We start from the raw sequence: 24,797 nt of genomic DNA, 5'->3' as shown, positions 1-24,797 counted from the left end.
CCATTATGAAATTATATAGCACGAACAATAAAGATTTAAGAGTTTCATTTAAAGAGGCGGTATTCAACTCTTTGCCGCAAGATCGGGGCCTCTATATGCCGGAGGTGATTCCTTCCCTAGATCCACTTTTTATAAAAAATATTCATCAATATTCTTTGCAAGAGATAGCTTTTACGGTTGCTTCAGCCTTGATAGGCGATGATATTCCAGCCGTGGACCTGAAGAAGATCGTGGAAGATGCAATCAACTTTGATGCTCCTGTTAAATTTTTGGACCCAGAAACTGCGGTGCTCGAACTGTTTCATGGTCCTTCCTATGCTTTTAAAGATTTTGGTGCGCGTTTCATGAGCCGAGTGATGGGTTATTTTTCTAAACAGGGCGACAAATTGCTGGATGTCTTGGTTGCCACTTCGGGAGATACAGGAGGAGCTGTGGCTTTAGGATTCTTAGGGGTGGAGGGGACGCGCGTGACCATCCTCTATCCTAAAGGTAAGGTGTCTAAAGTGCAGGAAGAGCAGCTCACTACCAACGGCCAGAACATACGTGCATTAGAGGTTGAGGGCACGTTTGACGATTGTCAAGCTCTAGTGAAGCAGGCATTCAACGATACGGAGCTTAACAGAGAGTTAAGACTTACTTCTGCAAACTCCATCAATATTGCTCGCTTGATACCGCAGACGTTTTATTATTTCTGGGCTTATGCACAGCTGAAGGCGCAAGGTGTCGACGAAGTGGTGTTTACCGTGCCTAGTGGCAACTTCGGTAATATTGGAGCAGGACTGTTGGCATACAAGATGGGGTTGCCTGTAAAACATTTTGTAGCAGGAACGAATGTAAACGATACTGTGCCGCGTTTCCTCGCTTCGGGAGCTTATGATCCAAAACCGTCGGTTCAGACATTAGCCAACGCTATGGATGTCGGAAATCCAAGTAACTGGGTGCGTATCCAAGATTTGTTCGACAACGATCTGGATAAGCTACGCAATATGATTTCTTCCTATACGTATAACGATGAGCAAACTAAAGCCGGTATGCGGGAGCTATTCGAAAAATATAGATATGTGGCGTGCCCACATACCGCTATCGCCTATCTGGCTTCCCAAGCTTATAAGGAAGAATATCCGGGACAATATGCTTCGGTATTTTTGTCGACAGCACATCCCTGCAAATTTCCGGATGGTATAGACGCCGATATTTTCGAGCATGTAGTTTATCCGGAAGGTGCCAAAGAGCTAGCCGGCAAACCTAAGCTGGCGGAACCTCTGCAGGTAGACTATGAGATGTTTAAAGACTATCTGCTGAAAAATAAATAATTGTTTCTTCATATGAGTAGTTAAGGATTTTCCTCTTGTGGGAAAGTCCTTTTTTATTTAGATTCGTATATATAGACCTAAAATTCAAAGCTTTGAAAAGAATATTGAAATACTGTTTGATTGCAGCCTTTTGTAGTGGTGTAGTGTATGCACAGACGGCAGCTCAGGAGCCCAAAGTGGTATTGGTTATTCATGGTGGCGCTGGTACCATCAACAAGAAAAGTATGACGCCAGAGAAGGAACAACGCTACAAGGAGGCGTTGACTTTGGCATTGAAGAAGGGATATGAGAAAATCCGTGCAGGGGAAAGTGCTTTGGATGCTGTGCAGGCCGCAGTCAATGTTATGGAAGATTCACCGTTATTCAATGCAGGGAAAGGGGCAGTCTTCACCAATGAAGGGAAAAATGAACTTGATGCTTCCATCATGGATGGGGCCACTCTTCAGGCAGGGGCAGTGGCAGGCGTGAAAAATCTTAAAAACCCCATTGATGCAGCACGTGCAGTGATGGAAAAGTCGGAACATGTGATGATGGTGGGACGTGGAGCAGAGCTGTTTGCTATGGCCCAAGGCTGCGACACTGTTCCGTCCTCCTACTTCTTTACAGAGGAGAGATGGCAGCAGCTCCAGCGCACGAAAAATAAGGAAGAAGGAAAACCTGCAGCATATCATGTGGATCCTCGTTCATATCTTATTTCGGGGGTGACGGATGCGGATAACAAATTTGGTACTGTAGGGGCTGTAGCATTGGATAAGCAAGGAAACCTAGCGGCAGCAACATCCACCGGAGGAATGACAAACAAACGTTACGGACGTGTGGGGGACTCACCGATTATTGGAGCGGGCACCTATTGCAATAATAGTACTGCCGGCATCTCTTGTACTGGCTGGGGAGAATATTATATACGTGCCGTAGCGGCCCACCGAGTGTCTACTCTTATGGAGTTAAAAGGCCTTTCGGTAGAGGAAGCCACTAAGCAGGTTATTGCTGAAATCGGTCAGCTTGGAGGGGAAGGAGGTATGATAGCTTTGGACCGAAACGGAAAATTTGCGATGGAATTTAATACTTCCGGAATGTATCGGGGTACAATCGATGAAAACGGGAAGGTCTCGGTCTTCATCTTCAAAGATTAGCAAAGGGGGAGTAATCCCCCTTTATTTTTTGAATAATAGGAGCAGCTAATCCTTTTGTATTCTGTATTTTTGCAGGGATGAATAAAATAATCCTTAATAAAGGCAAAGACAAGGCTGCCTGGCAGTTGCATCCCTGGGTATTTTCGGGTGCTATAAAATCGTTGGAAGGTGATATTGAGAATGGTGATGTTGTTGCGGTACACAATATAGAGGGTGAATTTATTGCCTATGGTATATACAATGATACTTCTCGTGTAGCAATACGTCTTTTGGAATGGAACCCAGCCAACCCCATTGATGAACAGTGGTGGCGGACACGTGTACAGAAGGCTATCAAGAACAGAACCCATCTCCTTCATGAAGAAAATGATACCGTACGTCTCATCTTTGCGGAGGCCGATTTTTTACCGGGGCTTATTGCCGACAAGTATGCTGATTTTATTTCTATTCAGGTACATGCTGCCGGTGTGGAGCGCGTAAAGCATATCATCGTCGATGAGCTTGTGCAGCAGCTTTCACCAAAAGGAATATACGAACGTAGTGATCTGAAGTCTCGCGAGTATGAGGGACTGCCCAATACCAATGGATTACGTTGGGGGGTAATGCCTCCGACATTTGTGGATGTTATAGAAAACGGAATTCATTATAAGGTTAATATCATTGACGGACAGAAGTCCGGTTTTTACTGTGACCAACGTGAAAACCGCTTTTTAGTTGCACAATATGCCAAAGGAAAGAGAGTTTTGGACTGTTTCTGCTATTCGGGAGGTTTCACGTTAAATGCCTTCCGTGCAGGAGCTCAGGAAATTGTGTCTGTGGATAGCTCTGCCTTAGCGGTAGAGACCTTGAAAAACAATGTGCTGCACAACGGTTTTGATTCTTCAAAACATAGTGCTGTACAGTTGGATGTAAACAAATATTTACGTCATCTTGCTGAACAGGAGGAGAAGTTTGATATCATCATTTTGGATCCTCCTAAATATGCACCTTCACGTTCTACCTTGGAGAGGGCGTCACGAGCCTACAAAGAGCTGAACCGCCGCGGTTTGTTATTGTTGGAATCGGGCGGATTGCTGGCCACATTCTCTTGTTCAGGAGCTATGGATATTGAAACCTTTAAACAGGTTATTGCTTGGGCAGCATTGGATGCAGGAAAAGAAATTCAATTTATAAGACAGTTTACTCAGCCTGAGGACCACCCAGTAAGGGCTTCTTTCCCTGAAGGAGAATATTTAAAAGGTCTGCTGGTACGGGTAATGTAGATTAAATTATTATTAGATGCTGAAACTATCAACTGAGAAGCCTATTTATCCAATTTTATTTGCCGTAAGTTTTGCCCATCTGTTGAACGATCTTATTCAAGGTGTCATCCCTGCGGTATATCCTTTGCTGAAACAAGAACACCATCTGGACTACGGTCAGATAGGACTTATCACTTTTGTTTATCAGCTGTCGGCATCTATTTTTCAACCGATGGTAGGTACTTATACAGACAAACGTTCGCAGCCCTACTCCCAGATGCTGGCCATGGCACTTTTGATTGTGGGAATGTTTGTCTTTGCCAATGCTCATAGCTATCTGTGGATACTTATAACTGTCTTTTTGGTGGGTATTGCCTCTTCGATTTTTCATCCAGAATCGTCGCGAATCGCTTATATGGCCTCTTCAGGAAAGCGAAGCCTAGCGCAGTCTATATTTCAGATTGGAGGCAATGGAGGTATGGCGTTAGCACCAATCGTAGTGGCTTATGTGGTACTGCCGCGTGGCCAATGGGCTATCATGTGGTTGGTGGCCGTTCCTCTGCTGGGACAGTTGGTTGCGTATTATATAGGTGGCTGGTATAAGGAGCATCTGCTGAGACAGTCTAAAACAGAAAAGAAGAGCATAGCTTATCCCGATCTTCCTAAAAGTAAGGTTATCCTGTCTATCGTGATTTTACTTCTGCTTATACTTTCCAAATATTTTTATGTGGCAAGCATCACCAACTATCTGCAGTTTTATGCTATGGAGAAATTTGGTATTTCCGCTGTGCGGGCGCAGGTGTATTTATTTTATTTCCTTACGGCAGTAGCTGTGGGAACTATGATTGGAGGGATTTTTGGAGATCGTTTCGGCAGGAAATATGTTATATGGTTTTCTGTGTTGGGAGCAGCCCCTTTCACGTTGGCCCTGCCATATGTTGGGTTGACAATGACAGGCATCTTTATTGTCATCATAGGACTTATATTGTCTTCAGCTTTTCCTGCAATTATCGTTTATGCACAGGAGCTGTTACCTAAGAAGTTGGGTATGGTTTCGGGATTGTTTTACGGATTTGCCTTTGGCGTGGCAGGAATAGGTTCAGCCCTGTTGGGGTGGCTCGCCGACTGGACATCCATAGAGCATATTTATCATATCTGTTCATATCTGCCGGTGATAGGTGTCATTGCAGCTTTGCTGCCTAATTTGCAGAAGATAAATTACATTCAGCAGAGATAAATAACAAAAAAGCGATTGATCAGACGTCAATCGCTTTTTTTTGTTATATCCTACCACCTTATCAATGCCGAACCCCACGTAAAGCCGGCACCAAAGGCTGCAAGACAGATGAGGTCACCTTCTTTGATTAACCCTGCTTCCCATGCTTCACACAATGCAATAGGGATGGAAGCAGCCGTGGTATTCCCATACTTCTGAATATTGTTAAATACCTTTTCGTCTGGCAGTCCCAATAGTTTTTGAACGTACTGCGATATGCGCAGGTTTGCCTGATGTGGTATGAGTAAGTCTATATCGGCAGGGGAGAGGTTATTTTTTTGTAAAGCTTCATGGATAACTTCCGGAAATTTGGCTACCGCCTTTTTAAATACTGCCTGTCCGTCCATATAAGGAAATGCAGTACCGTCTTCCAACATTTTAGGAGTCATAAGAAGCCCTCCTAATTCCTGTTCCGGCCATTCTGGCATGGTGTCCAGCCATATGCCGCTTGAAGAACCCGGGTAGTACATGGCCAGCTTTTCAGCTTCGGATCCATCGGAATGTAGGTGGGTGCTCAAAACGCCTTTATGTGCTTCTTGTGTAGGTTGCATGACTACCGCTCCGGCGCCGTCACCAAAAATAACCGATACGGCACGTCCTCTGGTAGAGAAGTCCAACGCGAAAGAGTGCTTTTCAGATCCTACTACAAGGACATTTTTATACATTCCTGTTTTGATATATTGGTCAGCGATAGAAAGAGCGTATATGAATCCCGAGCATTGGTTGCGTATGTCGAGAGCTCCTACTTCGCCCATGCCCATCTCTCTCTGTAACAATACAGCACTTCCCGGAAAATAATAATCCGGGGATAGAGTAGCAAAGACGATGAAGTCCACGTCCTGCGCGGTGATGCCGGCACGTTGTAGCGCTATTTTGGAGGCTTCCACGGCCATAGTGGTTGTCGTCTCGCCGATGCGGTCCGCATAGCGGCGTTCTTTGATGCCTGTACGCTCCTGTATCCATTCGTCACTGGTGTCCATGAAGCGCGTCAGGTCATGGTTTGTATATATATTCTTTGGAACGTAGAAGCCAATACCTGCAATTTTTGATTGAAACATCATATGAATTTTATAATTAGTTATCCTATTAGTCTCTAAAATTACATTTTTTTTGAAAAATACTATATTTTTGTAATATGAGTGTTGAGACGGCACAAGAAACATATACCTTAGAAGAACTACTGGCATCGGTAAAAGAGAACCATCGTTTGATCTTGTGGAACGACGACGTCAATACCTTTGAGCATGTTATTTATTGTTTGATGCATCATCTTCAATATACGGAGACGGAAGCTGAACGTATTGCCTGGAAAGTGCATACTGAAGGAAAATGCGCTATCCTGGAAGGTTCTTTTACAGAACTGGAAGTGTATCGCAAAATTTTGAAGTCGGAAGGATTGACCGTTACTGTCGAGTAGATTGTTACTTGTGTCGAATGTAGATAATTAATATCTTTATTCGAAAGACAGTATACTATAAACTTAAATATTATGATAAGAAGAATTCTTCCTATGGCCGTTCTAGCCACAGCAATTACTATGAATGCTAATGCACAAGAGCAAAAAACAGCAGAAATTTTAAATACCATTGAATATTCCAATCTACCTCGGGTAGATATCAAGGAATTTAAGAAAAACAAAAAAGGAGCTTATGTTATTTTTGATGGCAGCTCTTTGAAAGGATGGAGAGGGTACAATAAAGATCATGTTCCTAATAAATGGAGTATTGAGGACGGAGCACTTAGATTTTCGCGCAACCCGAATGTAGAGAAACCTGAAGGTGGTGATATCGTATTTGCTTATGATTTCAAAGAGTTTGAGCTGGAATTCGAGTGGAAGGTGTCACATGCTGGCAATTCGGGTGTTTTCTATCTAGCCAAAGAAATCAAGAACCAGCCAATCTACATTTCATCTCCTGAATACCAGATTTTGGATAATGACAACCATCCTGATGCTAAGATGGGGGTGGATGGCAACCGAAAATCCGCTTCTTTATACGACATGATCCCCGCCAAGCCGCAAAATGCAAAACCTGTAGGCGAGTGGAATACTTCTAAGATTGTCGTGAAAGGCAATAAGGTGCAGCATTTTCAGAATGGGGTTAAAGTTGTTGAATTTACTATCCGTGATCAAGCGTGGACCCAGTTGCTACAGACCAGCAAATTTAGTCAGGAGAAATGGCCTTTGGCTTTTGCCTTGTTGAACAATGTAGGGGGAGATAGCAAATCCGGTTTGATCGGTTTCCAAGACCACGGCGATGATGTTTGGTTCAGAAATATTACAGTGAAAGTATTATAACATGAAGATTACGAAGAAGTTTTTTGTAGAGGGCTTATTAAGCTCTCTTTTTTGTTTGATGAGTGTTAATGCTACGCAGGCACAGGAGAGAAGGTTTTATGATCCTTTAAAAGAGCAGGCTATCCAAGGGAGGCTGTCGGTATTGAAGCAGGAGGATGGCTACCACCGGCTTCCGTCAGCTGTGAAAAGTGAGGTGCGTCCTCCCGTATGGAGTTTGGGGACCAATGCTGCAGGACTCTTTGTAGATTTTATGACAGAGGCGGACACTATTCAGGTGCGTTATAAGGTTAAGGGAGCCTTGAATATGCCTCACATGCCTACAATAGGCGTAAGTGGGGTGGATCTGTATGCTTTCCACAAAGACCGTTCGAGTTGGGAATGGGCCTTCGGACAATACAAGTTTGGTGATAAAAATGACACTATAGTTTATAATTATAACAATATAGGTTCTTCGAAAAACAAGGTGTACAGGCTTTATCTTCCGCTATATAATACGGTGGAATTTTTGGAAATAGGAGTCAATCCGAAATATTCACTCACCTTTAAGGAGGATAAGACAAAACCTATCGTCGTATATGGAACTTCCATTGCTCAAGGAGCCTGTGCTACAAGACCGGGGTTAGCTTGGACCAACATAGTAGGAAGGAACCTGAAGAGAAAGGTTATCAATTTGGCCTTCTCGGGGAATGGTAGACTTGAGCAGCCCATCTTGAATCTAATGAATGGTGAAGATGCTGCGGTGTATGTGCTGGACTGCATACCTAACCTAGCGCTGACGCCTTCTCGAAGTGCAAAACAGCTGGACTCTTTAATCCGTAATGCCGTAACTTTTCTGAGAAGACAACATCCCTCTACACCTATAGTATTGTTGCAACATAGCTCAGCCTTCACGGATGGATTTCTCAACAAGCACACAATGGCCGAGTATGGCGCTTCATCAGAAGTGGCAATAAATACTTATAACGACCTTATCAGTAGAGGAACTAAAAATCTTTATTTGATAAAGGCGAAAGATATAGGTTTCGATATTGAATCGACAGTGGATTATGCCCACCCGAATGATATAGGTATGATGAAGTTGGCAGAAGCTTATACTAAGCTTTTGCAAAAGATATTATCACAACAACAAAGCAAATAGGAAACCTATTCGCTTTGTTGAGCCTAAAGTAAAAATTCTTAAAAAATATGTTGTAACTCTTTAAGGTCAACGATCATGTGAGGTACGTCATGGGGTTTTTCGGCTCCCACGGCGTTAAAATATATGGCATCCATGCCGGCATTGATAGCACCTCGCACGTCAGCATCGAGGTTATCACCGACCATGACCGAATAATCTTTCTGAGTCTCACCTTGGGTTACAGCATATTCAAAAATTCGTGCATCCGGTTTGTTAACACCGAAGACTTCTGAAATAACGACGGTTTTGAAGTATTGGGCTAGGTTGCTGCTGCGCAGTTTTGTTTCGCAGGCCTCCTTGAACCCGTTGGAAATCAAATGAAGACTGTACCTGTGTTGCAGGTATTCTAGTGTTTCTATGGCATTGGGGAAGAGGTTGGTCTTGGTAGGGCAGATGCGTAGATATTCTTCTTCAAACTGTTTTGGAAACAATTCAGGATCTACTCCCAATTGTTGGAAGGTGTCCGCAAAACGTAATTTACGTAAGGTGGGCTTGTCAATCTTACCGTGATGGTAAAGGTCCCATAGTCGATGGTTGTTTATTGTATAGGTTTCTATAAAATCGTCCGAATTGGGTCTATTGAAGAGCTTATCAAACTCAAAAACATAATACAGTTCGTGTAAAGTTTCTCTAGCGTTGCGGTCAAAATCCCAAATCGTATGGTCTAAGTCGAAGAAAATATCTTTTTTATGTTGAAACATATGCAAAGATAAGAAATTGTATTTCGTTTCTCCCTCAAGAGTATTTTCTTCTTATTGTCATAAATTTTGCCGTATTTTATTATGAGGAGGTATTTAAGTATTTTTGTTAAAACAAGATAAGATGAGAAGAGCACTTTTTTGGTTTTATGTATTAGTATTTTATGCCATCTGTCAGCTTTTTGCGTGGGGATATATGTTTATCAAATATGTTCCGGATCGTAAAGGCATGATTATCGGTGAAGGCATGATTTTTATCCTCATCTTTATCTTGGGTATTTTACGCCTCAAAAGACAGCTGGAGAAAGAAAGATATTATTCACAGCAGCAGCACAACTTTTTGCTGTCGGTGACGCATGAGTTGAAGTCTCCTCTAGCTTCAGTGAAGCTTTATCTACAGACTATCCTGAAGAGGGAACTAGACAGAGAGCAACAGAAAGCTTTCCTTTCCAACTCGCTGAAAGATATAGAGCGCTTGGACTATCTTGTAGAGAATGTGCTGTTGGCTACTAAACTGGAAAATCGTAGCTTTAATCTGCCGAAGGAAGACTTCGACTTTTCGGCACTAGTACAGGAGGTGCTGGATAGACTGCAGAAGAATGCCTGTAAGACGGAGATGTTGCGCGGTGAGATAGAACCTAACATCATTTTGCATGCCGACAAGTTTGCCATTACCAATGTGGTGAATAATCTGGTGGAAAATGCCATTAAATATTCACCGCCATGTGCTACTGTAGAGGTGAAGCTGTATAAGAAAGATAACAATCTGATTTTTTCGGTGGCGGATCATGGACAGGGCATTCCGGATGAAGAGAAGAAGTTGATTTTTAATAAATTTTACCGTGTAGGTAATGAATCTACCCGTAAAACCAAAGGCACTGGATTGGGGTTATATATTGTGAAATCAGTATTACAAAAACATAACGCTACCATTAAGGTGAAAGACAACAAGCCTTCAGGTAGCATTTTTGAAGTAATTTTTGAAAACTATGCAGGCTAAACAAAGAATACTATTAGTCGAAGACGAAGAACACTTGTTGGAGGCTATCAAGCTTAACCTCGAATTGGAAGGTTACCGTGTCACAACAGCTACCGATGGAAAGAAAGCATTGAAAATCTTCAAGGAAGAGCGTTTCAATCTTATCATTTTGGATGTCATGATTCCTGAAATTGATGGATTCCAAGTGGCAGAAACCATAAGACTACAGAATACGGAAGTGCCTATCATGTTCCTTACGGCAAAAAATAGCAGTGAAGACCGTATCACAGGCTTGAAGAAAGGTGCTGACGACTATTTGGTGAAGCCTTTTAACCTTGAGGAGCTAATTCTTCGTGTAGGCAACCTTATCCGTCGTGGGATGAAGCCTGAAGAGCTTAAGGAACTTAACTCCTATACTATAGGCGATAAGACCATATACTTCAACTCCTACGAGCTGCATCATGCCGACGGTACGGTGACTTCGTTGACCAAAAAGGAAACGATGTTGCTAAAGCTGTTGATCGAGCGCCGCAATGAGGCCGTTTCACGTGAACAGATTCTTGAAACAGTATGGAACTACGATGTATATCCTTCCACCCGCACTATTGACAACTTTATCCTTACTTTCCGTAAGTATTTTGAGCCGGATCAAAAACATCCTATATACTTCCATTCCATCCGTGGGGTAGGATATAAGTTTACGGACAACAACAATAACAACGAAAGCAGCGAAGGGTAACATAGATAGATGAATACCAGAATACGATTTATACTTATCGCCATTGCCGTTATAGCTTTGGCCTACTGCGTAGTGTATCAGCATTTCTATGCCTGCGTATATATATTGGGAGCTATTGGCTACTTGATATGGAGTGAATACAGGGAGGGAACAGTTTTTCTTGCTACACAGGCCTTCCACAAGCAGGACTATGACAAGGTTAAGAAGCTGCTGGATCAAATCAAAAATCCGGACACCCTACGCAAAGGGAGAAGGAACTTTTATGAATTCATGAAGGGTAATTTGGCGCTTAAGGAAAATAATATCGAAGAGGCGGAATACCATTTTCAGCTGGCCTCACGCCTGCCATGGCGTAAAGACCATGAAAAAGCTATGGTATTGATCAATTTGGCCAATATCAACCTTCGCAAAAAGGATTATGAACGAGCTGCTACTTATCTGTCCGTGACGGAAAAGCTAAAGCTTACCGAAAGACAGAAAAGTATCATTCAGAAAATACAGAAAGAGATAGACAATCATAAATAAGATAGCATAGTGAGTACGACTTTACGAAACGATTTATTTATCAGAGCTGCTCGATCGCAGCAGACGGAAAGACCGCCGGTATGGATGATGCGACAAGCAGGCCGTTTTATGCCGGAATATTGGGAGATTAAAAATAAATACACATTCTTGGAGATGTGTAAGACGCCGGAAATTGCGGCAGATGTGACCATGTTGCCAGTAGATCTTTTGGGTGTTGATGCTGCCATTCTGTTTTCGGACATTTTGGTTACTGCCGAAGCAATGGGAGGTGATCTATCCTTCGAGCAGGGGGTAGGACCTCGCTTTTCGAATCCTGTGCGCAGCCATGCTGATGCCGATAAGTTGTCAGTAGATTGTGTGGATAAGCTTCAATATGTTGCGGAAGCTATTAAGGTTATTCAACAACGTCTCGATGGCTCTATTCCTCTCATCGGATTTGCGGGTGCGCCTTTCACAATCTTGAGTTATTTGGTTGAGGGTGGTTCGTCAAAAGATTTCAAACGTACCAAGCTGCTGTTGAACAATGAGCCGGAGTTAGCACATAAAATATTGCAGAAGATTGCTGACGTTACGGTGGATTATCTGAATATGCAGATTGATGCTGGGGTGAATGCCCTACAGTTGTTTGACAGTTGGGCATTAGCCTTATCGTGGAATGACTATAGAGACTTTTCGCACCATTACAATAAGTATATTCTATCAAAGATTAGACGCACGGTACCAGTAATATCGTTCTGTAAAGGATCGTCAGTGTTTGCGCCGATGATGGCGGAAGCACATCCGGACGTGATCTCGGTGGATTGGAATGCCGACCTTAAGAATATTAAACAAGCTCTTCCGGAAGGTATAGCTGTACAAGGTAACCTAGACCCTTTTGTGCTTTATGCCGACAAAAAGGTTATCAAGGACAAGATACATCAGCTATTTGAGCGCATGCGCGGAGAAAAAGGGTTTATTTTTAACCTTGGGCACGGTATCATGCCTGATATTCCGTTTGACAATGTCAAATTTGCGATAGAAACCGTAAAAGAATTTAGATATTAAGAGGTAGGGAGCAAAGTTTTTTGCTCCTTATTTTATTAAACCTATTTTTGTAGCATGTTATATCTGTACGCAAAAGCAATACACATTATTTTCGTAGTGTGCTGGATGGCGGGTTTGTTCTATATGCCTCGCCTTTTTATTTATCATACCGAGGCGAAGAGCAAAGGTGAAAAAGAATATGCTATTCTTCATGAGCAGTTTATTGTGATGGAGCGCAGGCTTTGGTGGGTCATCACTACTCCAGCGATGTATATTACTGTGTTAGCGGCATTGGTGATGCTACATGTTAATCCAGGGTTGCTGACAATGGGATGGATGCAAGTCAAACTTCTCTTTGTCGCAGGCCTTATAGGATATCATTTCAAATCCCAAAATATCATGCATCAGTTGCGTGCAGGAACATGTAAGTGGACTTCCGGTCAGTTGAGGATGTGGAATGAGGTCTCTACCATCATCCTCTTCGCTATAGTCTTCTTGGTCATCCTCAAATCGGCGTTAAACTGGATCTTTGGTGTATTAAGTCTTTTGGGACTCTCCATCTTGTTGATGATACTTATTAAGCTTTATAAGAAATACAGAAAGTCGAAAGGGGAAGCCGTAGAATAAGGTTATAGCTTTAAGATATTTTTCAGTTGATCTGATTATGAAAGCAGAAGTGACAACCGCGTTGCTTCTGCTTTTTTATTAGAAATAACAATGGTTGGAAAGGGAAAGAGTATTTTCTTTATTTAGACCTTGGCTACAGCTTTTTCCTTGTACTTTCCAATTCAGGACATTTACATCATCCAAAACATTTGAGTGTCCAGTTTTACAAAATGATAAAGACTTTTTTATGAGTATGAGCAGCGATACAAAACTTTCTAGGTGAAAAACTGAAAAGAGAGCACACAGGAATGAATGGTATTTATAAAACAGAAACAGACAGACAAGGGGGAAATCATCTTCGTTTTGTAATGACTTTTATATAAAGCACCAGTTTAATAGATAAACTTTGAAAAGCCTACCTTCTTCTTCCTAGGCACTGTACCTGATATAGAGGAATATCAATGATAAGAGAGTTTTTAACATTTAACCAATTTCCTGCCACAGACGTTTTTGTTCGAAACAATGCAGTTATATTTTTTGTCGGAACAATTTTTTAAGGGTGCAAGTAATTTAGTCCAGAAAAATAGTTTTTTCTGGACTAGTTTATAATTAACCTTTTTGTCCGTAGCATAAATATTTGATTTCCAGGTATTCGTCTAATCCGTATTTGGAGCCTTCGCGCCCTATCCCTGAGGCCTTGATGCCACCAAAAGGGGCGGAAGCGTTGGATATAAGACCTGTATTGATACCAACCATGCCGGCTTCTAAGGCTTCGGCTACGCGTTGGCAGCGGTGTATATTTTCGCTATAGAAGTACGCTGCTAGGCCGAATGGGGTATCATTGGCCAAGGCGATGCCTTCCTCTTCGGTAGAAAACCGGAAAAGAGCACAAATAGGTCCAAAGGTTTCTTCCGTGCTTATTTTTGCCGTCAGTGGCATGTCTACCAGCACGGTAGGAGCGAAGAAATTATCTGTGATAACTTTTCCGCCGATAAGAATTCTGGCACCCTTGGATACGGCGTCTTGTACATGGTCTGTAACTTTTTCTATTGCCGCCTTATTGATGAGAGGTCCTACCTGAACTCCCTCCTCAAAGCCGTCGCCTATTTTAAGTTGGTTTACAGCCTGTTTAAGTTTTTCGGCGAAAGCATCATATATCGAATCCTGCACATAGAACCGGTTTATTGACACACAGGTTTGTCCGGCATTACGGAATTTTCCGGCTACAGCTCCTTTTACTGCTGCGTCTAGGTCTGCATCATCAAACACTAGGAAAGGGGCGTTGCCTCCCAGCTCAAAGGAGACACGTTTTATCGTGCTTGCAGCCTGTTCCATCAGAGTTCGTCCCACTTCTGTAGATCCTGTAAAGGTTATTTTGCGCACCAAAGGATTTGTTGCCAGCTCATGGCCTATTCCTTTGCTGTCTTTGGAGGTGATGACAGAAAATACGCCTTTAGGTATTCCTGCCATTTCAGCTATTTTGGCTAAGGCTATGGCTGTGAAAGGTGTCTGTGAGGCTGGTTTCAGTACCATAGTACATCCTGCTACGAGGGCAGGAGCCATCTTTCGCGAGATCATTGCCAGAGGGAAATTCCATGGCGTGATGGCACCAACCACACCTACGCTTTGCTTTATCGTCGATAGACGTGTGAGGCCGTTGAGTGAAGGTATGTTTTCTCCGTAAGCACGTTTACCTTCTTCGGCAAACCACTCTACAAAGGCATTGCCGTAGTCTATTTCTCCTTTGGATTCGGCTAGTGGCTTGCCTGACTCCAGCGTCATGATTTCGGCAAGCGCATCTTTATATTCTTTTGTCAGCTCGAATATTTTTCGGACCAGGGCGCAGCGTTCCCCGACAGGCGTATTGCGCCAGCTTTTCCATGCTTCATGGGCGTCTTCAATAGCCTGTCGGCAATCCTCTATCGTAAGATCCGGTAAGGAACCTATAGATTGATTGGTAGAAGGGTTAATAACCTCGAAAGAATTTGTGCCCTCCACGAATGTTCCGTTTATATAGGCTTTTTGGATAAAAAGTGGGTTTTCCATAATGACAAAACAGTTTGATTACAGGGATTGTTTACAATAAACAAGAAAAGAGGATTTCTCCTCTTTTACTTTGTTATAAGTTTTTCAGGATGGCGTGTCCCATTCTATCCCTTTTTGTCTTTAGATATTCTTCATTATATGGATTGGGCGTGATTTCTATAGGCACATTCTCTACGATTTCCAGTCCATAACCTACTAATCCGGCACGTTTTGTAGGGTTGTTGGACATGAGACGCATTTTTGTTACCCCCATATGGCGAAGAATCTGAGCTCCTACACCATAGTCTCGGAGATCGGCTTTGAATCCAAGCTGTAGGTTGGCATCTACGGTATCAACACCATTTTCTTGGAGCTTATAGGCGTGCAGCTTGTTGATAAGGCCTATGCCACGTCCTTCTTGGTTCATATACACGATGACACCTTTGCCTTCTTTTTCAATCATCTCCATAGCTTTGTGTAGCTGAGGACCACAATCGCAGCGGCAGGAACCGAAGATATCTCCCGTCACGCAAGAGCTATGCACACGCACCAATACGGGTTCATTTTCTTTCCATTCACCTTTATAGATAGCCAAGTGCTGTTCTCCTGTATTTTTTTGAGTGAAGGCTTTCATGTTGAAGTCGCCGAATTCTGTAGGTAGATGTACGGTAACTTCCTCCTTGATCAGTGTATCGTATTTTAGTCTGTATTCGATTAAATCTTTGATGGTGATGATTTTGAGGTCGAAACGTTTGGCTACTTCCATCAGTTCGGGTAAGCGAGCCATTTCTCCATCATCTTTTAGGATTTCTACCAATACTCCTGCCGGTTCGAACCCTGCCAGACGTGCTAGGTCTACGGCTGCTTCGGTGTGTCCTGTACGACGTAATACGCCGCCATCCATAGCGATTAGAGGGAAGATATGTCCTGGACGTCCAAGTTCTTCCGGTTTGGTGTTAGGGTTTATTAAAGCTTGAATGGTTTTCGAGCGGTCAGAAGCCGAAATACCCGTAGTACATCCATAACCTTGTAGATCTACCGAAACGGTGAAATTCGTTTCATATACGGCTGTGTTTTGACCTACCATAGGATGAAGCTTCAGCTCTTCGCAGCGCTCTTTGGTAAGAGGAGCACAAACCAATCCTCTACCGTGTGTAGCCATGAAATTGATAATTTCCGGTGTAGCATTGCGTGCTGCCGTCACAAAATCGCCCTCATTCTCGCGATCTTCATCATCTACGACAATGACCACCTTGCCTGCTTTGATATCTTCTATAGCTTCTTCTATGGTGTTTAATTTAATATCCATTGATATAAAAATTTTATGCTAAGTAACTCAGATTTTATGAAAAATGTATAATAGCAACGTCAAAATAATCCTTTATTGAGGTTGTTTCTTCTTGATGTTAAACTTGCTGCGCAGCCACTCCATGATTGCTTGGACCTTGATTTTGTACTGGGCAGCATCGAAGATAGCGGAGTCTGTCGTAGACTTATAGGTAAGGAAGGCTGCCAGCGGCGTCAGGATGATGATAGCCATCCACATGCCCCAAAAAGGAGTTATCACGCCATCTCTTGCCGACTTTTCCGCAACCGTAGAGATGATATGATAAATCAGGAAGAATATAATGGACATGACTACGGGAGCTCCCAATCCTCCTTTGCGCACGATGGCTCCCAGGGGAGCTCCTATGGCAAAGAGCAAAAGGCAGGAGACGGCCAGCGTGAACTTACGGTGCCATTCGACATAGTATTTGATGTTTTTATCTACTAGATCTTTATACTGAGGACCACGGAAAAGGTGAGCATCCTTAAAGTTGTTGATATTGTTCATGGCGGTCGTAATGACCGATAGGCGCATATTTTGTGGGATATAGTCTATGATTTTATCGCCTTTACCTTCAAGTTGGGCTTTCTCGACCACTCCGGTATTGTAGTAGGAGGATGTGAATGTAAGGTTCTGCTTCAGCTCCATAGCATATACCCTAGATAGACTATCTATTTCCCTTTCTGTGGTATCGGATTTGGCAGCAAGTTGACGCAAGTTCATCATTTGATGATGTTGCTTAAACAGGTTTTCGTCGGTGCGCTTCATGCCGAAATCCGAAACATCGAATTTTGTTTCCGTCTCTTTGAAGTAGAAGCGGATGAACTGCTGACGGGGATCGTAGTTCGTAGCATTCTGCTTGCGGGAATCTTGGTATTGTACCCCGTTGATGAGTTTGAGGATAAGATAACGTTGGTCCCTCGAGTTGTACATGTATCCGGTATCGGCCACCAATACATTGCTTCCCGGGTTTCCTGACGTTTTGTTGTAAATGGTAAGGTCGTACAGCTCCGTCCCATCTTTGGACTTACTTTTTGCACGGATGGCATATCCGTCGATGGAGTTGTTAAATACTCCCGGCTTGATCAAGAAATCAGCCTTCTTCTTGGTCACATCATATAGGAGGGAACCCATCTTGAGGTTAACCACCGGTAGCGTATAGTCTGAAAATAGGAACGAAGAGCCAGCGAAAATTCCCACCAAGACAAAAAGTGGCGTCATGGCCTTGCGCAACGACACCCCTGCCGCTTTGATGGCTACCAATTCGTAGCTTTCACCCAAGTTGCCGAATGTCATGATGGATGACAGCAACATAGATAGCGGCAAAGCCATGGATAGCTGTACGGCACATTGATAACCGATAAGCTCCATGATGACAGTCCAATCTAATCCCTTACCGATAAGGTCATCAATATATTTAAACAAAAAAAGCATCAATAGGACAAACATGACGATACAGAAAGTAACGATGAAAGGCCTAATGAATGCTTGCAGTATTAAGATATGTATCTTTTTCATGTAAACAGCCCCTTATTCTTCTCTCAACTGTCCGAATAAGAATTTATTTACAAAGATACGGATTTTTATGCACCAATAACACTTTGCAAATAGCTAATTGAGTTGTCCCAAATTTTCTTTCTTTCTTCCAAGTCTTCCTCTTTGACAAAGTCGGTGATGGCTAAGGCTACATCGTTGGTAAGCTCGTCTTGAAGGATTTCCATTTCAAAATAGTGAGGCTCATCGTCCAGCCATTTGAACTTAACGCTTTTGTTTTCTTTTGATGCGGCAACCTTCGCGCGATGAGACTCATTGTCCCAAATAAACTCGTAGATGCCGTCATGGTAGTTGACGTCGTCGGCAAACCACTGTGCTAACTCGTTAGGCTCGATGAGATATGGATATAAGATACGAGGTGATGAGTTGATGATATATTCGAGGTGAAGTTTAGCTTTTTCTGCCATATCTCTTTCCGTTTATTTTAAGTTTATAACTAAGAATGATAGCTGTAAAATACATATTTTGGAGCAAATATTACTGTAAAATAAAAAAAAGTTTTTAATCTTGAAAATTATCCTTGTAGGTGCTTCATTTCTAATATTTTGTGCTTGTATTGGGCTTTTAGGGCCATTTTTTGTGAAAGAAAAATGAAAAAAATACTTGCAATGTGAAAGGATGTTGCTATATTTGCATCACCGAAAGGGCGGGGTAGCTCAGATGGTTAGAGCGCAGGATTCATAACCCTGAGGTCGGCAGTTCGATCCTGCTCCCCGCTACAAAGCTTCAAGTTTCCTTGAAGCTTTTTTTGTTTATGAATACCAGTATTTTAGCTGTTTTTCTTATCCAACAGTTTCGCATATTCGGTAGGACGTATTCCTGCCACCTTAAAGAAAATATTGCTAAAGGCAGATAGGGAGCTGTAGCCTACCATCAAGGTAATCTCATACATGTTGTGCTGTCTTTCTGAGATGAGTTCGAAAGCTTTGGTGATACGCAAAGAACGTACAAAGCGCACATAGTTCATTCCCAGATTTTCTTTAAATTTTCGAGACAAGGTGCGTGTGCTGAGGCCAAACCGTTGTGCCACCTCTTCGATGGTGAAGTTGGATTCCAGGTTGCTGTTGAGGAAACGTGCAATCTCCAACAGTTTGGGATCTTTAGGAAAAGGATGTTGCATAAGAATGGGCAAGCGCGTAGATTCGATCTGCGGAAGATTTTCCTTTATAGCGCGGAGGAAATAGTACTTTGCAGGATCAGATTTCTCAATGCGCCCGAACCACGATTTAGTATATAAAATCATCTCACGAAGCAGGTCGTTGGCGAAATAAATGTTCGGTCGACTAAAAAAAGGACTATCTTCCTTCATAATCCTGAAATAGATGTTGTAAAGCTCCACCTTCTTACTATAGGTAAGAATGGAGTGTGGCACTTCCGCGGGAATCCACATAAAACAACGCGCTGGAAGATACCAATGTTTCTCTTGAATGAAGATATGTACAATGCCCCCTTCGGCATAGAGCAACTGTCCCTTATGGTGGCTGTGCATGGCCGTTTCCACGGTAGCCAACTGCATATGGTTGACATAAAAGTCAATGCCATCGCTATCTAGCTCCTTTAGTATTTCCTTGATATCTGCTCTCATGTTTCAGTTCCTATAAACAAAGGTACCATCTGTTGGCGTAAATGAGCAAATGTTTTTCTTATTTTATAAAGTTATGCTTTTTGAGGTGTTCTAACTTTGTGCCGTTATAAGTTTTTAGTATAGCATCAGTTCATTTATGAGATTAAAAATTAGGTATCCACTATTTATAGGAATGATACTTTGGGGAAGTTTAGCATTCCCCCTGATGGCGCAGACTTTCCAACGGCTAACACTTCAAGACGCCATAACCCTAGCTTTACAGCACAACAAAAAACTTCAGATTAAGTCTATAGAAAATAAAGTTACCACTATAAGGGCGGAAGATATACGTCAGGATAAACTGCCGGAAGTGGCTTTCAACAGTAATGTACAGGTGTTGGACAACCTTCATCAATACGAGCAGGGGTTGGGGCATCCTTCCACAATGTATGAGACCCCGAGATTTAAGTATAACTTTACGATTGACGCCGAAATACCATTGTATACGGGAGGAAAGCTCAAATACGAAGAGAAGAAGGCGCATCTGGATATTGAAATCCAAGATTTACATTATCGTAAGGCTGAACGTGATGTGAAGATGCAGCTTATTGCAGCTTATCTTCATGGCTTACACCTTCAGCAACAGAAGAAGCTTATCCTAGAAAAGATGCGAGAGGACTCCTTGGTCATAGCCCAATCGGAGAAGCTGCGACAGAATGGCGTGGTGACCAACAACGATGTGTTGCGCACGAAACTGCAACTTTCTAACCATCAGATGTTGTATTATGATTTAGAGAAGGATTTGACTATTCTGGAGCATGAGGTTAAGATTCTATTGGCTTTGCCAGAAGAAGTGGAGATGCATATCGATACGGAAGGACTGTTTTCCGACATCCCGATAGTTTCTGTACTTGAGGATCTTGTAGCTCAGGCTAGAAATAATAGCGAATCCCTACACATAGCAGAGAAAGAGGCTGAGCAGAAGGAGCTGGATAAGAAGTTAGTGCACGCCAACGTCCTTCCAAAAGTTTTTGCTGGCGGAGAATATGGCTATAATTATCCGAATTTTATGTTTTTTCCTCCGGTAGAACACCTTTACCGCTTTGGCGCGGTAGGGATAAGCCTTAAGATGCCATTATCTAATCTTTATAAGAACAAGACCAAGGTAAATATGGCCAATGAGCAGCTCAAGATGGCACAACTGACTGTAGAAGAGAAGGAAGAACAGCTTAGGCATGAGGTCTTTGCCGCCCAGAAGAAGCTGGAGGAAGCTATCCGAAAGATTGGTATCGCGCAGCAGGCAATAGACCAGGCTAAAGAAAACTATCGTATCGTGCGTCTTAAATATAGCAATCAGTTAAGTTTGATTACGGAGCTTATTGATGCCGATAATGCCTATCTGGAAGCACAATCCAATCTTATTTCATTGAAAATCAATAGGCAATTGAAATACTATCAATTACAATACGTATTAGGAAGAATATAAATATGGCAGCACAGTTGACAAAATTAGAAAAACGAACAAACAGCATCTTGACTCTTATAGCTTGGACATTAGTGGGAGCAGGGGTACTCGTCTTGGGGTGGTTTTACCTCTTTGCGCGTACGCATGTAAGTACAAACAATGCTCAGGTTCGGCAGTATATTACACCCGTGGCTAGCAAGGTGTCGGGATATATTCAGGAGGTCCGCTTCGAAGAAAACCAATATGTACATAAGGGGGATACGTTGGTAGTCATTGATAATAGGGAGTTTAAAAATCAGGTGGATATGGCGGAGGCAAGCCTCGCCAGCACCTCAGAGTCGGTGGATATATATGAGAGTTCGGTGAAGGTTAAGGCTAGTGACTTGCAAACCATCCAAGCTAATGTGGAGGCAGCTAAAATTGAAGTATGGCGTGCCGAGCAGGAGTATATGCGTTTCAAAAATTTAGTGGAACAGGAGGCAGCCACCCAACAACAGTTTGAAAATGTAGAAGCGAAATATAGACAGGCACAGGCACATCTTAAGGCTTTGCAAAATCAGCTGTCGACAGCAACGATGAATGCATTCGCCGAACAGACCAAGATTGCTCCCGTAAAAAGTCAGGTGGCTCAACATCGAGCGCTGGTCAACAATGCTAAGCTTGCGTTGAGCTTTACATATGTCATAGCCCCTTATGACGGATGGGTAGGAACACGCAACATACAGGTGGGACAGCTGGTGAAAGAAGGACAGGCTTTAGTGCAGGTTGTCTCGCAAGAGAAATGGATCGTAGCAAATTTCAAAGAAACCCAAATAGGGGAGATCGACACGAGTAAGGAAATAGAGATCCGCGCCGACGCCTTTCCGAATATAATTTTCAAAGGAAAGATCCATTCTTTTTCGCCTGCTGCCGGCTCTGAGTTTTCTTTGATTAAACCGGATAATGCTACGGGCAACTTTGTGAAGATAGAACAGCGTTTTCCAGTGAAAATCGTATTGCTCGCTTCGCCGGAGCAGGATAAGTTGAAAGCAGGGATGAATGTAACCGTAGCAGCACAGAAAATATAAAGAATGAGCACAACAAGTAGCTTGATCAAGTCTTGGGTTCCTGATAAGGTGGCAGTAGCTCTCTTGGCATTGGCAATGTTTCCCCATTTGATGCTGTTGTCCATGTTTAACTTGAACAGCACCTTCACTGCTTCCTTTTTAGAGATGGAAGTGGAGGATTTGCAGTTTATGTTTTCTTTGGGGTATGCGCTTATTGTCTGTGCTCTCTTTCTGCATAGTCGTCTTTTCGGGGCAATGAATGTGCGGCTTTACCTGTTGGTGATGACTTCACTCAATATCCTTGTCCTTTTTGCCATGACGTGCACAAGACAGACGCAACTGCTATTAGCATTAAGGATTGTTCAGGGACCTTTATCCTTGTTCGAGGGATGTATTATGATTCCTGTCTTGATGAAGACCTTAAAAAGCCCCAATGCCAAGTTTGTAGCCTACAGTGTGTTGTATTCGTTCATGCTTACGGGTGATAAATATTCCACTTCGTTGGTAAAATACGCTATCGACCACTACAGTCATAATTTCATTATCTACACGGTTATAGGTTTTCATCTGCTAGCTCTTTGTATTTATCTGCTTCTGCTCCGTCCTCACCGCATTTTTCCTAAGAAACCTTTATACCAACTAAATCTTGCCGGTGTTGTTTTACTGGCTATAGGTCTTATTTCGGGTGCCTATTTTTTGGTGTATGGGAAGAAATATAACTGGTTGGAGTCCGAAAGAATAATACTGGCTTTGGTGAGTTGTATGCTTTTTTGTGCCTTATTCTTATTTTATCAGCGTACGAGCAAGAGACCATTATATCATTTTGAGGTATTTAAATCCGAGCGCGTGTTGGGGGGAGTAATACTATTCTTCTGCTTTTATGTGTTGCGATCAGGCATGAGCAATATATATCAAGTGATGGGCACAGTTTGGAAATGGCCTTGGGAGTATGTGCTTAAGGTTCAATATTTCAATGTTGCAGGTAGTCTGTTGGGGATTGTGATTTCCTATTTTCTTTTTACAAGAGGAGTGGGGTATAAGAAAATATTTATTACAGCCTTTGCCATACTGGCAGGAGTGATGCTATGGTTTAGTTATCTTTTTTATCCGGATACTACGGTTCGTGCCATTGGTCCTGCCTTATTTATAGAAGGGGTAGGACAAGGAATTTTGATGACTCCTCTGTTTTTTTTCATGATTGGGGCGGTGCATCCTAGCATTTCGAGTAGTGCCTCCCAAGCAGGTACCGCTACACGTTTCTGGACCAGCACCTTCGGTTTTGCCCTGATGCAGAATCTTGTATTTTATCTTTCTACGAAATATCAGTTTCTGCTGGCCCATAATATGGATGTGACGCGTCCTGTGTTTCAAGAACAGTGGTTCGCCATATTTGGGAAATATTATTCGCAATATTTATATAATGATGCGTTGCGTCTTTCTTCAACGACATTAAAGAATAAAGTAGCACAGCAAGCTCTTCTTCTTGCGGATACTGAAATTTTCAGGGGTCTATTTGTTTTCGGAATGGTCATCCTGCTGGCTATTCTCTGTTATAGGCCATTGAAAAAAACTATTCTTTCTTTAAAATAAAAATACTTTCTGTTTTTCAAACTTTATGTAGATTTATAGGTATTAAGGAAGCATGATTTCTTTTAAATGCCTATACATCTATGCGTAGACTTTTTTCTCTGCCTTTTTACTTAAAACTTGCGGCAATAATGATCAGTATTATCGCTATAGGATATCTTATGCGTATTGGTCAGACGATTATTGTGCCTTTGATATTGGGTGGGTTGTTTGCTCTGTTGTTGGTACCTGTGTGCAACTGGTTTGAAAAGAAGCTCAGGTTCCATCGTACTTTGGCCGCATTGGTTTCATTGATTCTTTTTTCTGCATTTGTAGGGGGACTGTTTACCCTTATAGGGTCACAGTTAACCTTGTTGAAAGATGACTGGCCAGCCTTCGAGAAGCAGATTATCGGAGGGATAGAATCTTTGCAAGAATGGATACGTCAGACATTCAACATAGGATATAACAAGCAATCCGAATATTTGTCGCAAACACTCAATAAATCCATCAATCAGGGTACGGCTATTGTAGGGATAGCCTTGCTATCGCTTTCTTCGGTCTTTATTCTGATGGTGTTTACCTTTTTATATACCTTCTTCCTTCTTTTGTATAGAAGACATATCCTGCGTTTCTTTCTCTTGCTGAATAAGCCTCAACATCAGGCTATTATCCTTGAAATAGCCCATGAGATACAGTATGTGGTGAAAAAGTATCTTATAGGCTTGATTTTGCAGATGCTTATTGTGGCGGCCATGACCTTTATCGCTTTGAGTATCATAGGTGTGAAATATAGTCTTATGCTGTCGTTGATTACCGGTGTCATCAACGTATTGCCTTATATAGGGATTTTTGCTGCCATGTTGATGATTTCTCTCATTACCTTTGCAACCTCTTCTCTGACCCATGTGCTTTTCGTGGTTATAGCACTGATTGTCGTTCATTTTATAGATAGCAACTTTGTGGTTCCTAAAGTCGTGGGATCCAAGGTGAAGGTAAATTCTCTTTTTGCGATGTTGGCAATCATTATGGGGGAGTTGATTTGGGGAGTGTCGGGAATGTTTTTGGCCATACCGATATTGGCGATTATGAAGATTGTCTTTGACAGGATTTACGATCTAAAGCCGTGGGGCTTTCTGTTGGGAGAGGAAGACTCCTCCGATCATTCGTATAAGATCTTACGTAGTGAACTATATCCCGAAATTGTGGAGATCAGAGAGGTAGAAAACAAAAAAGACGGATAA

Annotated in this window: 23 protein-coding genes and 1 tRNA gene; 17 read left to right on the top strand and 7 right to left on the bottom strand. The window is 42.4% G+C overall.

Going from position 1 to position 24,797, the window contains the following annotated elements; all coding sequences use genetic code 11:
* Positions 1-5 precede the first annotated feature (5 nt).
* The 4 genes from thrC to ABD873_RS01220 all read left to right on the top strand — a co-directional run bounded on the left by thrC (position 6) and on the right by ABD873_RS01220 (position 4,924).
* Positions 6-1,313: a threonine synthase gene (thrC, locus tag ABD873_RS01235; RefSeq protein WP_345063544.1), complete on the top strand. Its 1,308-nt coding sequence runs from the start codon at positions 6-8 to the stop codon at positions 1,311-1,313.
* Between the two features lie 92 nt (positions 1,314-1,405).
* A complete protein-coding gene (locus tag ABD873_RS01230) occupies positions 1,406-2,446 on the top strand; it encodes an isoaspartyl peptidase/L-asparaginase family protein (RefSeq protein ID WP_345063541.1) in 1,041 nt (346 codons plus the stop codon).
* A 77-nt stretch (positions 2,447-2,523) separates the two neighbouring features.
* Positions 2,524-3,708 carry a class I SAM-dependent rRNA methyltransferase gene (locus tag ABD873_RS01225; RefSeq protein WP_345063538.1) on the top strand — a complete coding sequence of 395 codons (1,185 nt, stop codon included), beginning with the start codon at positions 2,524-2,526 and terminating at the stop codon, positions 3,706-3,708.
* Between the two features lie 16 nt (positions 3,709-3,724).
* Positions 3,725-4,924: an MFS transporter gene (locus tag ABD873_RS01220; RefSeq protein ID WP_345063536.1), complete on the top strand. Its 1,200-nt coding sequence runs from the start codon at positions 3,725-3,727 to the stop codon at positions 4,922-4,924.
* 50 nt (positions 4,925-4,974) lie between these two features.
* Here the strand turns inward: ABD873_RS01220 and ABD873_RS01215 are convergent, their stop codons facing one another.
* The gene (locus ABD873_RS01215; protein WP_425568656.1) at positions 4,975-6,021 is read right to left on the bottom strand and encodes a 3-oxoacyl-ACP synthase III family protein; all 1,047 of its coding nucleotides are present in this window, start codon (positions 6,019-6,021) and stop codon (positions 4,975-4,977) included.
* A gap of 77 nt (positions 6,022-6,098) precedes the next feature.
* On the opposite strand from ABD873_RS01215, the gene ABD873_RS01210 reads away from it, so the two are divergent.
* The 3 genes from ABD873_RS01210 to ABD873_RS01200 all read left to right on the top strand — a co-directional run bounded on the left by ABD873_RS01210 (position 6,099) and on the right by ABD873_RS01200 (position 8,397).
* Entirely contained in the window at positions 6,099-6,380 is a 282-nt protein-coding gene (locus ABD873_RS01210; RefSeq protein ID WP_345063529.1) for an ATP-dependent Clp protease adaptor ClpS, read from the top strand.
* A gap of 72 nt (positions 6,381-6,452) precedes the next feature.
* Complete coding sequence (locus tag ABD873_RS01205; protein ID WP_345063526.1) at positions 6,453-7,259, top strand: 3-keto-disaccharide hydrolase; 807 nt, start codon at positions 6,453-6,455, stop codon at positions 7,257-7,259.
* 1 nt (position 7,260) lies between these two features.
* Positions 7,261-8,397 (top strand): SGNH/GDSL hydrolase family protein, encoded by a 1,137-nt coding sequence (locus ABD873_RS01200; protein WP_039053930.1) that lies wholly within the window; start codon positions 7,261-7,263, stop codon positions 8,395-8,397.
* A 38-nt stretch (positions 8,398-8,435) separates the two neighbouring features.
* On the opposite strand, the gene ABD873_RS01195 is transcribed toward ABD873_RS01200, so the two are convergent.
* Positions 8,436-9,137: a YjjG family noncanonical pyrimidine nucleotidase gene (locus ABD873_RS01195; protein WP_039053931.1), complete on the bottom strand. Its 702-nt coding sequence runs from the start codon at positions 9,135-9,137 to the stop codon at positions 8,436-8,438.
* A 121-nt stretch (positions 9,138-9,258) separates the two neighbouring features.
* Here ABD873_RS01195 and ABD873_RS01190 point away from each other — a divergent pair, with 121 nt between their 5' ends.
* The 5 genes from ABD873_RS01190 to ABD873_RS01170 are packed head-to-tail and all read left to right on the top strand — an operon-like array spanning position 9,259 to position 13,027.
* The gene (locus tag ABD873_RS01190) at positions 9,259-10,134 is read left to right on the top strand and encodes a sensor histidine kinase (protein WP_345063520.1); all 876 of its coding nucleotides are present in this window, start codon (positions 9,259-9,261) and stop codon (positions 10,132-10,134) included.
* Complete coding sequence (locus ABD873_RS01185) at positions 10,124-10,852, top strand: response regulator transcription factor (protein WP_345063517.1); 729 nt, start codon at positions 10,124-10,126, stop codon at positions 10,850-10,852. Before ABD873_RS01190 ends, ABD873_RS01185 begins: the two co-directional genes overlap by 11 nt.
* A 9-nt stretch (positions 10,853-10,861) precedes the next feature.
* The gene (locus ABD873_RS01180; RefSeq protein ID WP_345063513.1) at positions 10,862-11,377 is read left to right on the top strand and encodes a tetratricopeptide repeat protein; all 516 of its coding nucleotides are present in this window, start codon (positions 10,862-10,864) and stop codon (positions 11,375-11,377) included.
* A 9-nt stretch (positions 11,378-11,386) separates the two neighbouring features.
* A complete protein-coding gene (hemE, locus tag ABD873_RS01175; protein ID WP_039054479.1) occupies positions 11,387-12,421 on the top strand; it encodes a uroporphyrinogen decarboxylase in 1,035 nt (344 codons plus the stop codon).
* A 54-nt stretch (positions 12,422-12,475) separates the two neighbouring features.
* Positions 12,476-13,027 (top strand): CopD family protein, encoded by a 552-nt coding sequence (locus ABD873_RS01170; RefSeq protein WP_039054480.1) that lies wholly within the window; start codon positions 12,476-12,478, stop codon positions 13,025-13,027.
* A 588-nt stretch (positions 13,028-13,615) separates the two neighbouring features.
* Here ABD873_RS01170 and ABD873_RS01165 read toward each other — a convergent pair.
* From ABD873_RS01165 to ABD873_RS01150, 4 genes are all read right to left on the bottom strand, one after another.
* The gene (locus tag ABD873_RS01165; RefSeq protein ID WP_345063503.1) at positions 13,616-15,052 is read right to left on the bottom strand and encodes an NAD-dependent succinate-semialdehyde dehydrogenase; all 1,437 of its coding nucleotides are present in this window, start codon (positions 15,050-15,052) and stop codon (positions 13,616-13,618) included.
* Between the two features lie 73 nt (positions 15,053-15,125).
* Positions 15,126-16,340, bottom strand: coding sequence for a bifunctional 3,4-dihydroxy-2-butanone-4-phosphate synthase/GTP cyclohydrolase II (locus ABD873_RS01160; RefSeq protein ID WP_345063500.1), 1,215 nt, complete (start codon positions 16,338-16,340; stop codon positions 15,126-15,128).
* Between the two features lie 72 nt (positions 16,341-16,412).
* On the bottom strand, positions 16,413-17,876 hold the full coding sequence (locus ABD873_RS01155) for an LptF/LptG family permease (protein WP_345063497.1): 1,464 nt from the start codon (positions 17,874-17,876) through the stop codon (positions 16,413-16,415).
* A 65-nt stretch (positions 17,877-17,941) separates the two neighbouring features.
* The gene (locus tag ABD873_RS01150; protein WP_345063494.1) at positions 17,942-18,319 is read right to left on the bottom strand and encodes an START-like domain-containing protein; all 378 of its coding nucleotides are present in this window, start codon (positions 18,317-18,319) and stop codon (positions 17,942-17,944) included.
* A gap of 238 nt (positions 18,320-18,557) precedes the next feature.
* Between ABD873_RS01150 and ABD873_RS01145 the strand changes: the two genes are divergently transcribed.
* Positions 18,558-18,631: transfer RNA gene (locus ABD873_RS01145), tRNA-Met, on the top strand.
* Positions 18,632-18,681: 50 nt separating this feature from the next.
* Here ABD873_RS01145 and ABD873_RS01140 read toward each other — a convergent pair.
* On the bottom strand, positions 18,682-19,497 hold the full coding sequence (locus tag ABD873_RS01140) for an AraC family transcriptional regulator (RefSeq protein WP_345063491.1): 816 nt from the start codon (positions 19,495-19,497) through the stop codon (positions 18,682-18,684).
* A 136-nt stretch (positions 19,498-19,633) separates the two neighbouring features.
* Between ABD873_RS01140 and ABD873_RS01135 the strand changes: the two genes are divergently transcribed.
* The 4 genes from ABD873_RS01135 to ABD873_RS01120 all read left to right on the top strand — a co-directional run bounded on the left by ABD873_RS01135 (position 19,634) and on the right by ABD873_RS01120 (position 24,797).
* Positions 19,634-20,962, top strand: coding sequence for a TolC family protein (locus ABD873_RS01135; protein ID WP_345063488.1), 1,329 nt, complete (start codon positions 19,634-19,636; stop codon positions 20,960-20,962).
* A gap of 2 nt (positions 20,963-20,964) precedes the next feature.
* Positions 20,965-22,008 carry an HlyD family secretion protein gene (locus tag ABD873_RS01130; protein WP_345063485.1) on the top strand — a complete coding sequence of 348 codons (1,044 nt, stop codon included), beginning with the start codon at positions 20,965-20,967 and terminating at the stop codon, positions 22,006-22,008.
* 3 nt (positions 22,009-22,011) lie between these two features.
* The gene (locus ABD873_RS01125) at positions 22,012-23,577 is read left to right on the top strand and encodes an MFS transporter (protein WP_345063482.1); all 1,566 of its coding nucleotides are present in this window, start codon (positions 22,012-22,014) and stop codon (positions 23,575-23,577) included.
* 80 nt (positions 23,578-23,657) lie between these two features.
* Entirely contained in the window at positions 23,658-24,797 is a 1,140-nt protein-coding gene (locus ABD873_RS01120) for an AI-2E family transporter (protein WP_345063479.1), read from the top strand.

This window comes from Sphingobacterium thermophilum (assembly GCF_039541675.1).
Classification (GTDB): Bacteria; Bacteroidota; Bacteroidia; order Sphingobacteriales; family Sphingobacteriaceae; genus Sphingobacterium; species Sphingobacterium thermophilum.
The sequence above is the reverse complement of the archived record's forward strand: the minus strand, read 5'-3'. Positions and strand labels throughout refer to the sequence as shown.

What these genes read in the sequence shown, in the direction of transcription:
- thrC (WP_345063544.1), top strand. Translation starts at nt 6, where the DNA reads ATGAAATTATATAGCACGAACAATAAAGATTTAAGAGTTTCATTTAAA.
- ABD873_RS01225 (WP_345063538.1), top strand. Translation starts at nt 2,524, where the DNA reads ATGAATAAAATAATCCTTAATAAAGGCAAAGACAAGGCTGCCTGGCAG.
- ABD873_RS01220 (WP_345063536.1), top strand. Translation starts at nt 3,725, where the DNA reads ATGCTGAAACTATCAACTGAGAAGCCTATTTATCCAATTTTATTTGCC.
- ABD873_RS01215 (WP_425568656.1), bottom strand. Translation starts at nt 6,021, where the DNA reads ATGTTTCAATCAAAAATTGCAGGTATTGGCTTCTACGTTCCAAAGAAT.
- ABD873_RS01210 (WP_345063529.1), top strand. Translation starts at nt 6,099, where the DNA reads ATGAGTGTTGAGACGGCACAAGAAACATATACCTTAGAAGAACTACTG.
- ABD873_RS01205 (WP_345063526.1), top strand. Translation starts at nt 6,453, where the DNA reads ATGATAAGAAGAATTCTTCCTATGGCCGTTCTAGCCACAGCAATTACT.
- ABD873_RS01200 (WP_039053930.1), top strand. Translation starts at nt 7,261, where the DNA reads ATGAAGATTACGAAGAAGTTTTTTGTAGAGGGCTTATTAAGCTCTCTT.
- ABD873_RS01195 (WP_039053931.1), bottom strand. Translation starts at nt 9,137, where the DNA reads ATGTTTCAACATAAAAAAGATATTTTCTTCGACTTAGACCATACGATT.
- ABD873_RS01190 (WP_345063520.1), top strand. Translation starts at nt 9,259, where the DNA reads ATGAGAAGAGCACTTTTTTGGTTTTATGTATTAGTATTTTATGCCATC.
- ABD873_RS01185 (WP_345063517.1), top strand. Translation starts at nt 10,124, where the DNA reads ATGCAGGCTAAACAAAGAATACTATTAGTCGAAGACGAAGAACACTTG.
- ABD873_RS01180 (WP_345063513.1), top strand. Translation starts at nt 10,862, where the DNA reads ATGAATACCAGAATACGATTTATACTTATCGCCATTGCCGTTATAGCT.
- ABD873_RS01170 (WP_039054480.1), top strand. Translation starts at nt 12,476, where the DNA reads ATGTTATATCTGTACGCAAAAGCAATACACATTATTTTCGTAGTGTGC.
- ABD873_RS01165 (WP_345063503.1), bottom strand. Translation starts at nt 15,052, where the DNA reads ATGGAAAACCCACTTTTTATCCAAAAAGCCTATATAAACGGAACATTC.
- ABD873_RS01160 (WP_345063500.1), bottom strand. Translation starts at nt 16,340, where the DNA reads ATGGATATTAAATTAAACACCATAGAAGAAGCTATAGAAGATATCAAA.
- ABD873_RS01155 (WP_345063497.1), bottom strand. Translation starts at nt 17,876, where the DNA reads ATGAAAAAGATACATATCTTAATACTGCAAGCATTCATTAGGCCTTTC.
- ABD873_RS01150 (WP_345063494.1), bottom strand. Translation starts at nt 18,319, where the DNA reads ATGGCAGAAAAAGCTAAACTTCACCTCGAATATATCATCAACTCATCA.
- ABD873_RS01140 (WP_345063491.1), bottom strand. Translation starts at nt 19,497, where the DNA reads ATGAGAGCAGATATCAAGGAAATACTAAAGGAGCTAGATAGCGATGGC.
- ABD873_RS01135 (WP_345063488.1), top strand. Translation starts at nt 19,634, where the DNA reads ATGAGATTAAAAATTAGGTATCCACTATTTATAGGAATGATACTTTGG.
- ABD873_RS01130 (WP_345063485.1), top strand. Translation starts at nt 20,965, where the DNA reads ATGGCAGCACAGTTGACAAAATTAGAAAAACGAACAAACAGCATCTTG.
- ABD873_RS01125 (WP_345063482.1), top strand. Translation starts at nt 22,012, where the DNA reads ATGAGCACAACAAGTAGCTTGATCAAGTCTTGGGTTCCTGATAAGGTG.
- ABD873_RS01120 (WP_345063479.1), top strand. Translation starts at nt 23,658, where the DNA reads ATGCGTAGACTTTTTTCTCTGCCTTTTTACTTAAAACTTGCGGCAATA.